This is a genomic window from Streptomyces sp. NPDC058637, from assembly GCF_042717325.1.
Taxonomy (GTDB): Bacteria; Actinomycetota; Actinomycetes; order Streptomycetales; family Streptomycetaceae; genus Streptomyces.
This window is the reverse complement of the sequence record NZ_JBHXRD010000058.1, coordinates 16,575-30,512: the sequence shown is the minus strand read 5'-3', so window position 1 is coordinate 30,512 and position 13,938 is coordinate 16,575. Positions and strand designations below refer to the sequence as shown.

Annotated in this window: 18 protein-coding genes; 7 read left to right on the top strand and 11 right to left on the bottom strand. The window is 70.3% G+C overall.

Annotated elements, in window-relative coordinates; all coding sequences use genetic code 11:
• Positions 1 to 172 precede the first annotated feature (172 nt).
• Positions 173 to 607 carry a VOC family protein gene (locus ACFWVP_RS34120; protein ID WP_384501957.1) on the bottom strand — a complete coding sequence of 145 codons (435 nt, stop codon included), beginning with the start codon at positions 605 to 607 and terminating at the stop codon, positions 173 to 175.
• 170 nt (positions 608 to 777) lie between these two features.
• Here ACFWVP_RS34120 and ACFWVP_RS34115 point away from each other — a divergent pair, with 170 nt between their 5' ends.
• Positions 778 to 1,482 carry a 2-phosphosulfolactate phosphatase gene (locus ACFWVP_RS34115; RefSeq protein WP_384501955.1) on the top strand — a complete coding sequence of 235 codons (705 nt, stop codon included), beginning with the start codon at positions 778 to 780 and terminating at the stop codon, positions 1,480 to 1,482.
• A gap of 202 nt (positions 1,483 to 1,684) precedes the next feature.
• On the opposite strand, the gene ACFWVP_RS34110 is transcribed toward ACFWVP_RS34115, so the two are convergent.
• The 4 genes from ACFWVP_RS34110 to ACFWVP_RS34095 form a co-directional block, all read right to left on the bottom strand.
• Positions 1,685 to 2,251: a hypothetical protein gene (locus tag ACFWVP_RS34110; protein WP_384501953.1), complete on the bottom strand. Its 567-nt coding sequence runs from the start codon at positions 2,249 to 2,251 to the stop codon at positions 1,685 to 1,687.
• 122 nt (positions 2,252 to 2,373) lie between these two features.
• Positions 2,374 to 2,958, bottom strand: a complete 585-nt coding sequence (locus ACFWVP_RS34105) for a hypothetical protein (protein ID WP_384501952.1) — start codon at positions 2,956 to 2,958, stop codon at positions 2,374 to 2,376.
• Entirely contained in the window at positions 2,951 to 3,505 is a 555-nt protein-coding gene (locus ACFWVP_RS34100; RefSeq protein WP_384501951.1) for a SigE family RNA polymerase sigma factor, read from the bottom strand. Before ACFWVP_RS34100 ends, ACFWVP_RS34105 begins: the two co-directional genes overlap by 8 nt.
• Before the next feature lie 202 nt (positions 3,506 to 3,707).
• The gene (locus ACFWVP_RS34095; protein WP_384501949.1) at positions 3,708 to 4,241 is read right to left on the bottom strand and encodes a GNAT family N-acetyltransferase; all 534 of its coding nucleotides are present in this window, start codon (positions 4,239 to 4,241) and stop codon (positions 3,708 to 3,710) included.
• A gap of 157 nt (positions 4,242 to 4,398) precedes the next feature.
• Between ACFWVP_RS34095 and ACFWVP_RS34090 the strand changes: the two genes are divergently transcribed.
• Together ACFWVP_RS34090 and ACFWVP_RS34085 are read left to right on the top strand one after the other, a co-directional pair.
• A complete protein-coding gene (locus ACFWVP_RS34090) occupies positions 4,399 to 4,932 on the top strand; it encodes a hypothetical protein (protein ID WP_384501947.1) in 534 nt (177 codons plus the stop codon).
• A gap of 176 nt (positions 4,933 to 5,108) precedes the next feature.
• Positions 5,109 to 5,480 (top strand): hypothetical protein, encoded by a 372-nt coding sequence (locus ACFWVP_RS34085; protein ID WP_384501945.1) that lies wholly within the window; start codon positions 5,109 to 5,111, stop codon positions 5,478 to 5,480.
• A 283-nt stretch (positions 5,481 to 5,763) separates the two neighbouring features.
• Here the strand turns inward: ACFWVP_RS34085 and ACFWVP_RS34080 are convergent, their stop codons facing one another.
• Entirely contained in the window at positions 5,764 to 6,345 is a 582-nt protein-coding gene (locus tag ACFWVP_RS34080) for a TetR/AcrR family transcriptional regulator (protein ID WP_384501944.1), read from the bottom strand.
• Positions 6,346 to 6,436: 91 nt separating this feature from the next.
• On the opposite strand from ACFWVP_RS34080, the gene ACFWVP_RS34075 reads away from it, so the two are divergent.
• Complete coding sequence (locus tag ACFWVP_RS34075; protein ID WP_384501942.1) at positions 6,437 to 6,883, top strand: DUF1772 domain-containing protein; 447 nt, start codon at positions 6,437 to 6,439, stop codon at positions 6,881 to 6,883.
• Positions 6,884 to 6,971: 88 nt separating this feature from the next.
• Complete coding sequence (locus tag ACFWVP_RS34070) at positions 6,972 to 7,427, top strand: hypothetical protein (RefSeq protein WP_384501941.1); 456 nt, start codon at positions 6,972 to 6,974, stop codon at positions 7,425 to 7,427.
• A gap of 9 nt (positions 7,428 to 7,436) precedes the next feature.
• Here the strand turns inward: ACFWVP_RS34070 and ACFWVP_RS34065 are convergent, their stop codons facing one another.
• From ACFWVP_RS34065 to ACFWVP_RS34055, 3 genes are all read right to left on the bottom strand, one after another.
• A complete protein-coding gene (locus ACFWVP_RS34065) occupies positions 7,437 to 8,039 on the bottom strand; it encodes a dihydrofolate reductase family protein (protein ID WP_384501939.1) in 603 nt (200 codons plus the stop codon).
• 374 nt (positions 8,040 to 8,413) lie between these two features.
• Complete coding sequence (locus tag ACFWVP_RS34060; protein WP_384501937.1) at positions 8,414 to 8,602, bottom strand: hypothetical protein; 189 nt, start codon at positions 8,600 to 8,602, stop codon at positions 8,414 to 8,416.
• A 5-nt stretch (positions 8,603 to 8,607) separates the two neighbouring features.
• Positions 8,608 to 8,763: a hypothetical protein gene (locus tag ACFWVP_RS34055; RefSeq protein WP_384501935.1), complete on the bottom strand. Its 156-nt coding sequence runs from the start codon at positions 8,761 to 8,763 to the stop codon at positions 8,608 to 8,610.
• A 290-nt stretch (positions 8,764 to 9,053) separates the two neighbouring features.
• On the opposite strand from ACFWVP_RS34055, the gene ACFWVP_RS34050 reads away from it, so the two are divergent.
• Complete coding sequence (locus tag ACFWVP_RS34050) at positions 9,054 to 9,575, top strand: hypothetical protein (RefSeq protein ID WP_384501933.1); 522 nt, start codon at positions 9,054 to 9,056, stop codon at positions 9,573 to 9,575.
• Between the two features lie 400 nt (positions 9,576 to 9,975).
• On the opposite strand, the gene ACFWVP_RS34045 is transcribed toward ACFWVP_RS34050, so the two are convergent.
• Both ACFWVP_RS34045 and ACFWVP_RS34040 read right to left on the bottom strand, forming a co-directional pair.
• A complete protein-coding gene (locus ACFWVP_RS34045) occupies positions 9,976 to 10,422 on the bottom strand; it encodes a hypothetical protein (protein WP_384501932.1) in 447 nt (148 codons plus the stop codon).
• Positions 10,423 to 10,656: 234 nt separating this feature from the next.
• A complete protein-coding gene (locus tag ACFWVP_RS34040) occupies positions 10,657 to 12,489 on the bottom strand; it encodes an AMP-dependent synthetase/ligase (protein ID WP_384501930.1) in 1,833 nt (610 codons plus the stop codon).
• Between the two features lie 683 nt (positions 12,490 to 13,172).
• Between ACFWVP_RS34040 and ACFWVP_RS34035 the strand changes: the two genes are divergently transcribed.
• Positions 13,173 to 13,910 (top strand): TetR/AcrR family transcriptional regulator, encoded by a 738-nt coding sequence (locus tag ACFWVP_RS34035; RefSeq protein ID WP_384501928.1) that lies wholly within the window; start codon positions 13,173 to 13,175, stop codon positions 13,908 to 13,910.
• Positions 13,911 to 13,938: the final 28 nt, after the last annotated feature.

Genomic DNA, 13,938 nt, shown 5'->3' with positions numbered 1-13,938 from the left:
AGTAATGGGACAACGGGCTCTGCGCCCGGCCCGGAAAAACCCCCCGGCGGGTGCGCGGGGGTAGGGGGCCCCACACCCCGCGCGCCCCTCGCCCCCCCCCCGCACAGACGCGTCGGCGACGAGGGCCTGGGACGGAGAAGTGCGCAAAGGTGCCACATGGGGCGACGACCACTCAGTCGAGGCAGAACTCGTTGCCCTCGATGTCCTGCATCTGGAGGCACGACTCGTTCTCGCCGTCGGCAAGCAGGAGCTGCCCCCGCACGGCGCCCAGGGCGACCAGCCGCGCACACTCGGACTCCAGGGCGGCCAGGCGCTCGTCACCCACGAGCCCGGTGCCGACCCGAACGTCGAGATGCACCCGGTTCTTGACGACCTTGCCCTCGGGAACACGCTGGAAGTACAGCCGCGGGCCGGCACCTGAGGGGTCCTGGCAGGCGAACGAGGCCCCTTGGCGCTCCGGCGGCAGTGTCCGGTCGAAATCGTCCCAGGTAGCGAACCCCTCCGGTGCCGGCGGTACGACGTACCCCAACACCTCGCACCAGAAACGGGCGACGCGCTCCGGCTCCGCACAGTCGAAAGTCACCTGGACCTGCCTGATCAACACCATCGGGCCAGCATAGAGGCGGGCACCTCCGTCGCCCCCGCGGGCCGGGACTCTGCCTGACCGGCATGCTTCCCGTCGTGGCGGCCTCACCTGGATCATCCGTCGACGGCCACCTACGTGATGCGTGCCACTCTCCGGGCGTCTCGGACGGGGGATGCGTGAGCATGACCCGGATGGACACTCGTTTCCTCGGTATCCCTGATCTGGTCGAGACCCCTTCCGTGGCGGTCGTGGTCGACGTCATGCGCGCCTTCACCGTGGCTGCCTGGGCGTTCGCCCAGGGGGCGGAAAAGATCGTCCTCGCCGAGTCACTGGACGAAGCCCTGGCGCTCAAGGCCCGCCACCCGGACTGGGTGGCGCTCAAGGACGGTCCGCCCGCGCCCGGGTTCGACGCCGTCAACTCGCCCGGCCTGCTGCGGTCCGTCGACCTCGGCGGACGCACCGTTGTGCAGAAGACCACGGCAGGAACGGTCGGCGCGCTGGCGGTCAAGGATGCGCGGCTGGTGCTGTGCGCCGGCTTCGTCGTGGCGGAGGCAACGGCTCGGCTCCTGCGGACACGCGGGGGTGACAGCGTCACGTTCGTGGTCACCGGCGAGGACGGGCGGGCCGATGAAGATCTGGCGTGCGCCCAGTACATCGCCAGGAGGGCCACCGGGGCCGGAACGGATGCCGCCGAGTACCTCCGCCGGGCCGCCGCGTCGCGGGCGGCCACCGAGCTGAGGGACGGAGTGCGTCAAGGAGTCCATCCCGACGACGTCGCACTCTGTGTGGAGCTCGACCGCTTCCCCTTCGCCATGGTGGCGACCCTGGAGGACTCGCTCATGGTCCTGCGCCGGTGCGCCGCGCCTCCAGGGACCGGCGACGACGCCTCCGTCTGACCTGCCGGCGCACCGGACGGGCCGGCTGCGGGGCCGGTGACCCGGGCGTCGAGGACCGGGCCACCGGCAGCGTCTCCCGGCTGGTGACCGGGCCACCTCTCGGCGGCCCGGTCACACCGCGATCAGCGCCACGAGCACCCGCCGCGCCGAACCGCGAGGCCGGTGCTCGTAGTCACGCGACGGCGGCCCCTGTCCCCCGCGTTCAGGGCGTGTACAGCGACTGCAGCCGGGTCACCCTCCCCTCCCCGTCGAAACTGAGGTCGTACCCGAGGGGCGAGCGGTCGGATGACGGCCGGGCCGTGAGCCGGCTGACGAAATCGGCCTGGGAGTACGACGCGGGATGCTTCTCGTCGCCGAGTGGGACCGACAGCATCACCTTGGCGTCCTCGGCCATGACCACCTCGGTGTAGGGCCCCTCGCCCGGGACTATCACCCATGCCTCGAATTGGGGGTGGGCCTTCTTCTGGGCGGGCCGCACCGACAGGTACGTCCCTCCGTCGCCGCTCCGGGCATCGTCGATCTGCACGAACTGCTTGGTGCCGGCCCACGGGGCCGCAGCGGTCGACGAGGTGCCGTCCGGCGTCGCCCCGCCGTCCGATCCTGTGTTCGCGGCCGTCCCGTCGGCCGACGCGGAGGGCGCCGCCGACGTCACGGGGGCGGTGTCGGCCGCCTGGCCGTCGCCCTCGCCGCTGCACCCGGTCAGGGTGACCAGGCTGAAGGCGAGAGCGGTGAGGCAGCGCACGGCGGCCGGACGGTGTGAGACGCGCATGGTCAAGATCCCCCAGGAATCAGGTGTGTTCTGGCTACGTGACCTCTACGCGCCGGCCCACCCGCCGGGTTGCACCCTGGCTCCAACCATTCTCCGTGAACCGCGTTCCTCTTCGGTCTCACTCACTCCGAGAGCCAGTACGCCTCCCGCAGCGAGTGCACGCGGCCCTCGCTGTCGTAGTCGATCGCGAACACCCACCGCGGCCCGGCGGCCAGTCGGCCCACCAGCCCGCCCAACTGCGCGTCCGCAGTGTTCCCGCCGCCCAGTTGTCGTACTTCGACCAGCGTCCCCCGCGGCAGCGTCAACGTGTGCACCACACCGGTGGAGACCGCGGCTCCCCGCACGGCGCGCAGCTGCTCGACCGTGACCCGCACCGTGTCCCCCGTCGCCACCGCGCCGTACACATAGCCGAGCTCACCTGCGTATTCCTCACCTGCGGCGGGCTTCGGCGGCACGAACGGCGAAGCGACCGGCGTCGGGGTGACGGCGGGCGGCTCGGGCCCCCGGTGGGCCCCGGTCAGCGACAGACCGCCCACGGCCACGGCCGCGGCCAGCAGGGCACCGCCGGACACGAGAGCGGCCCGCCTGCGGCGTACGCGCTGCTCACCGCGCGCCCGGATCCGCTCCGGGGCAAGCGGCGCCGCGTGCCGCCGACCTGACTCGGCGAGGGCGGCCAGGTGGTCGTCCAGCCCGGTCTCGTCAGCCATTTCGCACCTCCGACAGGCGGGTGGTCCGCGGATCCAGCTCGGTTTCAGCCAGTAGCCGTGCCAGCGCGGCCCGCCCCCGGCTCAGTTGTGCCTTGACCGTGCCGACGGGACAGTCGGCCTCCGCGGCCACCTGTTCGACCGTCAGGTCACACAGGTGATGGAGCACGACGGCACGGCGTTGGGCCTCGGGGATCTGCCGCAGGGCCTGGACCAGCACCACATGGTGCGGTTCCGGTGCCGGCACCGTGGCCGGCGAGCCCTGGCGTCGGGCGAAGGCGAGCGCGGTACGCACCCGCCGCCACCGGCTGACCGCCAACCGCCAGGCCACCGTGCGCACCCACGCCTCGGGGGCGCCGTTCAGGTCCAGCTCGGCCCGGCGTTCCCAGGCCCGGACGAATGCCTCCTGGACGACGTCCTGTGCCTCGGCGAGGTCACCTGTCATCGCGTACAGCTGGCCGATGAGCCGTCCGACGCTCGCGGCGTAGAAGGCGTCGAACTCGTGCTCGTCCACACCCCGGCCGCCGGGCGGTTCATCTGGTGGTTGCATGCCGTGCCTCTCCTCTCACGCGGCACGGTGCCATCCGGCTCCCCCGCGGCCCAAGAGCATGTCGCTCCCTGTCCGTAACTCGCCCCGGCACCGCCAAATCCCGCTCGCCGCCCGTTGGTGCTGTCGCCACCGCCGCAGGCAGAGTGAGACACCACCAGGTCGGACGGCGAGCCCCCCGGCATGCAGCACACACGCCCCGAACTCAAGCCTGGTCGCCGAGGATCCGCTCCCACAGCAGCCCGTCCCGCCAGCTCCCGTCGAGAAGGATCGAGGAGTGCGCGACACCGTACGGGGTGAACCCGTTGCGGCGCAGCACCCGCTGCGACGGCAGATTCTCCAGGTTGGTGGACGCCTCGGCGCGGTGCAGACCGAGTTCGTCCGTCATCACCTGGAGGACGAGCCCGACGGCGTGCCCTGCGTGTCCCTGATTCTGGGCGACACCGGCGATCCAGTACCCGACGGAGCCGCGGAGGAGGTGCGGCTGCGGCAGGATGCCTCCGACGGTGACCTGGCCGATCACCTGGTCATCGGCGACCACCACGCCCGGCCAGACCGTGCCGGCCCGATATCCGGCCAGCAGGCCGTCGATCCGTTCCGCCTGGCCCTCCGGGGTGAAGAAGGCGGCCGGCTGGGCCGGTTCCCACCGCCGGAAAGCCTCGAAGTCCCGCACGCGATGCTCGGCGATCGGGGCCGCGTCGGCGGGCTCGATCAGACGGATCCTGGTGCCGCTGGGCATGGGCTGATTCCTCGTCGCGGTGCGCCGGATAGAAGCGGCCAGCCTATGCGAGGCGCCCACGCCTCCTCACCCCTGCGCCCCTCGGAGAAGCGGCTCGATCGCCGCAGTTCATGCTCTCCCCTCCGCCGGCACGGCGATGTCAGGTACGCCTGCGAGCATGCCGCTCGTCAGTGCCGTGCGCTTCACTTGCCGCCATGGAGCCACGCAAGCGACCGTCAACGATCTGCTGGCCCAAATCGACCAGGGAGACGGCTACGTCCACGTGTCCGGCGACCTGGACCCGCGGCACCTGACCGACCTGCTCGGCGCGAGGTACGGGGCCCCGCGCACCCTCGTCCTCGACGGCTACACCGATCCGACGGTCGACGAGTCCAGGGGCGCGGCTCTTCTCGTCCCCTTCGAGGACCGGGCTGTGACGACAAGGGCGTGGGCGTACGGGAACGAATGGGTCGGAACGGGTACGGTGCGGGACGCCGATGAGGTCGAGCGGCCGGTGTCGGCGGTCGCCCGCGGGAAGGTACCGGGCCCCTTGGCAGCCGCAGCGGGGGAAGACGTCGACTGGATCGAGCGGCTCATACGCACCACCGGCCGGACACTGCCCGCCCAACGGCCGTACGTGGCTGTCACATCCTCATCGACCCGCACCACCCGTTCACGATGGCCGACTACTTCGATACTCACTGGTTCTTGAACCACAGAGAGAGCGGATGACCGGAAAGCGTCGGTCGGAGGGCGCGCGAGCCTGGCCCACGCATGCCCCGAGGACGGCGAACTCTGCGGCGGACCCAGGGATCCGACGTGGATATCCTGCTGCGGGAGTTGCGGGTGACAGGGGCGACTCGACGCGGATTCAACCGGGGAGACGGTGTGCGTGTACCGAGGGCGATAGTCCCGGTCCTCGCTCTGATGGTGGTTGCGGCGGGCTGTTCCTCGTCCGAGGACAGGGACGAGGAACGGCTCAACTCGCAGCGCGAGAAGTACTGCACGCAGCTGGGCAAGTGGCAGAAGGCGCGGAACGCGGCGGACACGGACACGCCGGATCCCTCAGGGTTCGACGAGGTCGGGGCCGTCGCTCAGGACGCCCTCCTCGCGATGCGACCGCTGGGGGCTGAGGCCGTCGGCGGGGGCCGCACCTTGGCGGAGGCGACGGCGGCAGCGATGAAGAGCAGCGACTCCGAGGCGGAGGGACGCGTCGTGCGGTACTGCGGAGATTCCGGCTTCGAGACGCTGACCCGCTGACCTGGAGACCTCGCGTCGGCAGCGAGCTCGGCCGGACGAGGCAGGTCACCGGGCATTCCGGAACCTGGCGCGCGCCATCAGGGGGCTCTGGAAGTGATCCTCACAGAGAAGGCGTCACCGACCGCCCCGTTCCTCCCGGCTCGGCGGACGAACCGGCCGGGGCGCGTACCGGGTGGTCGATCCACGGCTGCGCCGCGTGGGCGCGAGTAACCGGAAGCGGCGCCGCAGGCAGGCAGCGGCGGGGCCCGAGGGCCCCGGCTGCGTTCGCGCCGGGGCGGGTGCGTCAGAGCACGGCGAGCCGGTCCACCAGTAGTTCCGTCCTCCGCTCGGTGTCCTCCGGCGGCAGCCGTCCCGCCCGGGTCAGGGTCGCCAGCCCGTGCAGGGCCGCCCAGAACACCTCGGTGAACAGCCCCGGGTGGACGCCCTCCCCGGCAACTTCGCCGAGGCTCTCCAACAGGGCGGCGAAGGCGTCCTTGAGAGGCTCCGGGGTGGCCTCGTCCGCGAACGCCAGACCGCCGTCGAGCTGGAACATGGCGTCGTAGACCGCCGGATTGCGTGCGGCGAAGTCGAGGTAGGCGCGGGCGAGGGCGGCGACCCGGGCGCGTGGGCCGTCCGCTACGGATTCCGCCGCGGCCCGCACCGCCTCGGCCATCTCGGCGGCGCCTTCGAGGGCGACGGCGCCGATGATCTCACGCTTGCCGCGGAAGTGGCTGTAGAGGACGGGCTGGCTGTACTCGATGCGCTCGGCGAGCCGGCGGGTGGTGACCGCGTCCCAGCCCTGCCGCTCGGCGAGTTCGCGGGCCGTCGCCACGATGAGGCGCTCGCGGACCGCCCGTTCGCGCTCCTTGCGTTCCTGTACCGACATGATCCGATCCTAGCATCGCTAGACAACCAAGCGGCAGCAGTACTAGCGTTGCCTCATCATCTAGCGTCACTAGATTCCAGGATGGGTAGTCATGCTCAACGCACTTGAGATCGTCACCACCGTGATCGTCGGCCTGATGGTGGGGGTGGAGTTCTCCGTCGCCTTCGTCATCAACCCGATCCTCGACGCACTCCCCGACGACAGCAGCCAACGCGGCCGGAGCCACGGCGGCCGGATGCTCGGCGCCGTCATGCCGGTCTGGTACATCGGCTCGCTCGTCCTCGTCGCGGTCTGGGCCATCGCCGGATGGCACCACGACGGCGCAGGACTCGTCGTCACCGCCGGCGCGCTGCTGATCCTCAGCGTGATCATGTCGATCCTGCTGCTCGTCCCGATCAACAACCAGGGCAAGACATGGACCCCCGAGAACCGGCCCGACGACTGGAAGGAGCAGATGAACCGCTGGGACCGCTTCCACTACGTACGCGTCGGCGTCATCATCGCCGCCTTCGCCCTGTTGGTCACCGCCCTCGCCTGATCCCGCGGGCCGGCACACGGTGGTGCACAGGCCCCGCTCCCCGGGCCGGCGTCCGTTGCTGATGTCCTGCCGTGCCAGGCTTCGAGCCATGGCACCTTCGACAGTCCGTGGACTTCCCCTGCCCGCCCCGCTGACGTCCCTCATCGATCGCGGCCTCTGGCAACACCCCGGGGACGGAGTACTGGCGAAGGTCATCCCGTGGTTCGAGGATCCACTCGTCTTCGTGTCGAACCCTGAGCGGATGGCTTTCGCGTCCCGATCGATGGACATGTTCGCCGACGATCCGCACTCCGCCTGTTTTCGCCAGGCCCGCGGAAGCAGCGGCATCACCCCGCTCGAACTGCCGTGGCTCGACGTCGAACAGGCTGTGCTGATCGCCATCACTCGCAACCCCGGCGATGACGGTGCCCTGGCGCTCGACTACCGGACCGACCCCGCAGATCCCCGCGTCGTCGGCAGTGACTACTGGACAAACCCCCTTCTGTGCGAGTGGCGGGTCGTAACACCTACGTTCTCGGAACTGGTCACGCGCTTGGGCCTGTAGCTTTCGCAGTCATGTCAACGGAGCTCCCGCGACCGGATACGCGCCGCCCTGACGCACCACGCGGTGACGGAGGTGGACGACTTTCGAGCCGAAGGTGCGGGTCTCGACGAGTTCGAGATCCACCCGACGCCCACCGTGAGGAAAGTACGGAATTCCACCGCCGACCAGCACCGGGTGGACCATGACCTGGTACTCGTCGATCAGACCCGCCTCGGCCGCCTCGGCGGCGAGAGTCGCGCCGCCGATCGCGATGTCGCCCTCACCCGGCTCGGCCCGCAAACGCTCGATCTCCGCCGCCAGGCTGCCGGAAGCCAGGCGGGCATTGCCCTGCACCTCCGAGAGTGTCTTGGAGAACACCACCTTGGGGAGCGGATTCCAGAGCGCGGTCCACTCACGATCCGATTCGTCGAGCGTGGGATCCTGGTCGGCGGTCTCCCAGTACAGCATCGTCTCGTACAGTCGTCGTCCCAACAGATGGACGCCGACCCCTCGGATCTGGTCGATCCAGAAGCGAAAGATCTCCTCGTCGGGATCCGTCCAGTTGAAGTCGCCGTTCGGCCCGACGATGTAGCCGTCGAGTGAGACGCCCATCGAATAGGTCACGCTGCGCATCAGAAGTCCTCCTCTGGAACGGGTTCGACAGTATGACCGCCGGACGCCGCAGGACTCATCGAGGCTCGCGGTATTCACTGGGCCGAGTCACCCGACGGAATCATTGGGCGAGGAAATCTCATCGCGCCGATGGAGCGGAATTCCGACTTCGTCACAGCGGCGCAACCGCCGCGCCTGGCTCAGCAGTTGATCTGAATTCCTGGATGCGGTTCCCCGTGATCACCGGCGGATCGACTACGGCACCGCGGTCAGGCGTTGCGCCACCGTCCGGTGGGAGACGGCCGCCGGCGTCCACCGCGCGCGGGCGAAGATCATGGGCGTCGCCGGTGACGGCAGCTACCAGGTCGAGGTCACCCGTGTGAGGCTTCAGCGCTTCACCAGCAACGCTGCCAGACGCTGCACACCGCGAAGGACGGCGACGGCCGGCACGGCACCCAGGACCTGGCCGGCAGCAGCACTGTCAACGCGTGCGACTGGCCACGGTCGAGCTTCAGCGTGGTGGCGACGTTCAGCACTCCGGCGGCATCCATGCCGGGCACGAACGGGGGCTCGCGGTCGGGCACGCGGATTACGTGACGCCGGTCCGCAGCAGGACATCGGGCGGGTTCACCGCGGCCGCGTGCACGCGCATACGGACCTGACCGGGGCCCGCCTGCGGTTCGGGCAACTCCAGGACACGCGGAACGTCCGGACCGCCGAAGCCGTGGAGACCCAATGCGTTCACAGCCCGGTGCAACCTGCCTGGTTGGCCCCGCATTCCCTCACATCGAGGTCAGCGCGCCCTGCATACGCCGCCCCGCGAGCGTGCTCCGGCGTGCGCGGCTCAGCGTGACTCCCCCGGCCGCCCTTCACGCCGGTCGCCGTGACCCGGGAAGCCCTTGATCGTTCTGTAACCGGGCCGTCGTTCCCGCCCGTCCAGGAGCCGACCCCAAAAGCCGATCGCAAGAGCCGACCGCAAGAGCCGACCGAGTGCCGGCCTCCCCCGCCGATCTTCCCCAAGGAGTACCACCCGCCATGATCCTCTCGCGTACCGTCCAGCGCACCGCCCTCACCGCGGTGATCGTGTCCGCCTCCGCACTGACCGTGCCGGCCTCCGCGCAGGCGGCCGAGCTGCCGCCTGCCTGTCAGACCGCTCTGCTCGAGACGCTGGACAAGTTCCCGGTCGTGGATTTCACGGTCCCCGAGAAGGTCCAGAACGTCGTGCTGGTCGAGGTCCTCAACCTGAGTGATGCCGATCAGGGGGCCTTCACGGAGGCGGCGTGCACGGCCTGGAACGACTGGGCCACCACGAACGGCAAGGCCGTGGCCGGTGACCTGGACACCCGCTACCGGAACGCCGCCGGGCCGGTGTGCAACAAGTTCGCCCGGTCCGCCCTCGCGACGATCAAGAAGTACGCGCCCAACGTCCCGAGCGCGACGCGGGAGCTGGAGAAGGTCGCCAAGAAGGTCTGGGGAACCTCCATGCAGAAGCTGGAGACCCAGGCCACCAACGCCGACTGCCGGCAGGCCTACAACGCGGTGAAGGTCGGCTGGTAGGGCGTACGGCGTAGGGGCCACCCTCGATGCGCGCCCGGCACAGGGCGCGCACTGCCCCCGCCCGGGCGGACCACCGGCTCGTGACCGACACTCTCCGCGACAGCCCGCCCTCACCCTCCGCGCGCCGGAGTCGCCCTGATCGGCGAGGTGTTGGGCGACGCGCCGTACCAGCTGCCGCGTACGCCACCCGACGAGGGAGCGCGGCCCCGGGGATCCCGCTCGTCGCACAGGTCTCGGCGGCCTTCGCGTCATGGGCCACCCGACGCACGGTGACGGTGAAGAGGCCCTCGTCGGATCCGGCTTCCGGGGCGAACCGGCAGATACTCGGTCGCGGCAGTTTCGTGCTCAGCGCCTTACGGCTCGATGACACGAGCAATGTGACGTGGTCCCGGCGACGCGACTACCTTCCCTGGAGTACGAGGCCCTCCGGAGAGATCAGCCCCCGCACCGGGTCGGCGCGGAAGCTCGCCGTCCGCACCACGGGTGCGCAGCCGGGGCCGTTGGGACGTTCCTCGGCCGGCCGGGCCTGCGCACCGTCCCTGAGCGGCCTGCCCCCGTCCACCGGGGTCACGGTCAGTGCGACCGCGAGCTCCCGGGCCCGGACGTCGTCCGGGATCCGCACGGACACCCGCCCGATCGGATCGCCCGGGTCACCGGACGCCCGCTCCTCACACGCGCCGTCCACGCAGACCCGGATCGTCGCGCCACCCGTCGCCTCGAAGTCGGCGGGTCGCCAGATGACGGAGACCGCCGAGTCCATGTGCATGAGCGTGCACGGGGCAACCTGCCCGGACGTGCACCCGGTCAGGGCGGCAACCGTCAGCAGTGGAAGCAGAACCTTGCGCATGCGCTCCTACGCTCCCATCGACGGTGCGGGCCGGTTACCGAGGCGCCACCCAGCACACATAGGCGCTCAAGGTGTTCGGGCGGCGGATCACGCCGCTTAGGCTGCCTGGCTCCCGCACACGCCCCATCATGCACGCACGCGCGCAAGATCGTGCCCTACCACTGGAACCGGAAGAGTCTCCGCCACGTCACGAGGTCCGGCTCCCGCTGCAACCACGGGGAAGAGGACGCCCGTTCAGTCCTCGTAGAGCGCGGACAGCGAGTCGGCGTACTTGTCCCGGATGACCCGGCGCCGCATCTTCAGCGACGGCGTCAACTCGCCGGTCATCGGCCCCCATTCCTCGGCCAGCAGCTCGTACCGTTTGACCTGCTCGCTGCGGTTGAGACGGGAGTTGGCGGCGGCGACCGCCCGATCCACCTCCGCCCGGACGGCGGGGTGATCCACCAGCCCGGCCGGTCCCCCCTCCGCCTCGACACCGTTGGCCGCCGCCCAGGCGGGTGCGGCCTCGGCGTCGAGCACCAGCAGGGCGACCACGTAGGAGCGGTTGTCGCCGTGCACCATCGCCTGGCCGATCAGCGGGTGTCCCTTGAGCGCGTTCTCCACCAGGGCCGGAGAGATGTTCTTGCCGGTGGAGGTGATGATCATCTCCTTCTTCCGGTCGGTGAGCCAGAGGTATCCGTCCTCGTCCATCCGGCCGATGTCACCGGTGGCCAGCCAGCCGTCGGAATCCAGGGCGGACCGCACCGAGCCGTCCGGCTGGAGGTAGCCGGAGAAGACGGACGAGCCCCGCACCAGGATCTCGCCGTCCTCGGCGACACGGACCTCCACGGATTCCACCGGGCGCCCCACCGAGCCGAGCCGGAAGCCGGTCCGCGGGCTGTTGCTGGTCGCCACGCCGGTGGTCTCGGTCAGCCCCCAGGCGTCCATGATGACGAAGCCGAAGCCGGCCCAGAAATTCACCACGTCGACCGACATCGGTGCCGACGCGCTCGCCGACCAGGTCACCCGGTCCAGACCACCCGCGGCCAGCAAGGGCAGCAGCACGTCCTCGCGGGCGCGGGCGTAGCGCTCCTCCAGCTCGGCGGGCGGGGTCTCGCCCCGCTCGCGGTACCCGACGTGCTCGCGGGCGACCTCGAACGACCGGTCGATGACAGCCCGCTGCTCGGCCGGCATCAGCGAGAGGATGGCCCGTACACCGGCGGACAGCTTCTCCCAGATCCTCGGCACCCCGAAGAACTGCGCGGGGCGCACCTTGCGCACGACGGCGGAGACGCCCGCAGGGTCGGCGCAGAGGTAGACGTGTGAAGCCCGGTGACAGGGCAGGTAGATGCCCAGCATCCGCTCGGCGATGTGGGCGAACGGCAGGTAGCAGATGTGCTCGACGTGCCGGGGCAGCTCCACCACGGCGTCCAGGGCCAGGGCGTTGGACATCACCTGACGGTGGGTCAGTACCACGCCCTTGGGCTCGCCGCTGGTTCCGGAGGTGTAGACGATGGTCAGCGGGTCCTCGGGACGGGCGGCGTCCAGTTCCTTGGCGAACTGTTCGGGCACGGGTTCGCGGAGCAGGGCGGCGTACGGGAAGTGACCGCCCTCCGCGCCCGCCTCGGCCACGACCAGACGTTCCAGCGGGGTGTCGGCGTCGGCCAGCAGCGGTTCCCACACCGCCACCTGGGCCGCCGCTTCCACGACGGCGATGCGGGCCCGGCAGTTGCGGGCGATATGGGTGATCTGCTCGGGGGCGGCGGTGCCGTAGACGCTGACCGGGACCGCGCCGAGGCGGACCAGCGCCAGGTCGGACAGCCAGTGTTCGGGCCGATTGGACATCATCAGCAGTACGCGGTCGCCGCGGCCGACACCGAGAGCCCGGTAGCCGGCGGCGAGGCTCCGGGTGTGGTCGTGGATCTCCGCCCAGCTGAACGTCTTCCAGTCGCTGTCCGGCTCGGCCGACTGCCAGGAGAGACCGGGAAGTCGGGGGTACTCGCGTGCGTTGTGGGCCAGCAGCTGCGGCAGGGTCCGGTCGGCCGGGGCGTCGGGCAGGTCTCCGGTGGTACGGGGTGCCGATGTCATCGGGGCCTCCTTGCGTGTCGGAAGTAAACGTCTGGGGAGACCGGGGCGGTGGGGAGGCCCCGGCGGGCGTGCCGGGCGGGGCTGGACTGGACTGGACTGGACTGGACTGGGCCTGGCTGGCTGGCTGGACCGGGCTGGGCTGGGCAACAGGTGGGTGGCCCGCGTCGCCGGACCCCGATAAGGGACGGCAGCCCTGCGTACGCGAACCGGTCCGGGGTGCTCAGCCCCCGTAGTCGTTCATGTACGGCAGCACGCCGCCGGTCCACGGCGGGAAGCCGATACCGGCCGGGTTGCCGAATCCGGCCGGGTTGCCGATGCCGCTCGACGAGCCGCTGTCGGCAACCGCGTCGGGAGCAGCGCGCCGGCCGACGGGCGCGACACGTCGCGGCCGGGAGGGCCGGGGCAGTGATGGCTCATGCGTTTTCCTCTCTCGGTGCACATCGGGCTCGCCGCCGCTCGACCAGGACCTTACTGAGCGTTCGCTAAGAAGGTAGGAGCAGGTCTGCGGCCGGTCAACTCCTTGCGCATGGGGAGTTTTCATAGAGACGATCCAGGGAAATGAGATCAGAGCGGATCCTGGACACCAAGTTTCCTGATCGATCGCTAAACAGCCCGAAGGGAGCGTTTCGGAGTCTCGACCGCCGTACGATGTCGCCGATCGCCGCCCGTCCCGAGGAGAGTCGTTGAGCACCGAGCTGAGCCAGGACAGCCAGGACACCACCACGCCACCAGCTGAGCACTGGCGCTCCTACGGACCGCTCGACCTGCACCCGATCCTGTTGCATGCCATGGAGGCCTTCAACGAGTTCGGCTACCACGGCACTTCGGTCCGGAACATCGCGGGCCGGGTCGGCGTCACCGTGCCCGCTCTGTACTACCACTACGACAACAAGCAAGCTTTGCTGGCCACTCTGCTGGAGACGTCCATCAAGGACGTCCTGGACCGCTGTCGGGCGGCGGCCGGGGAGGCGGGGGACGATCCGCTGGCGCGGCTCTGCGGCATGGTCGAGTCGATCGTGCTCTACATGGCTCACCGGCAGCAACTGGCCTTTCTGGACACCGAGATACGGAGTCTGGAGCCGCAGAACCGGGCCCGCTACGTCGCACTGCGCGACTATCTCGAACACATGCTGCTGGACACGGTCCGGGCGGGCCGCGCCCAGGGCGTGTTCACCACACCGATACCGGCGGACGCGGTGCGCTCGGTGCTCATCATGTGCCAGGGGGTAGCCAACTGGTTCCGCGCGGACGGCCCGCTCACAGCGGAGGAGGTCGCCGAACGCCACGTACTGCTGAGCCTCGGCACCGTGGGTCACCCCGGCGCGGTCACCGGCGATCCGGCCACCCTCCCGTTCATAGGGCGCTTCCCCCTGCGCCCCCACTCCGCCACCCGAGGTCAGCCTCCGCGCACCCCGGGGTGAGCCGGCGGGGCACGGGCTCGGCAACATC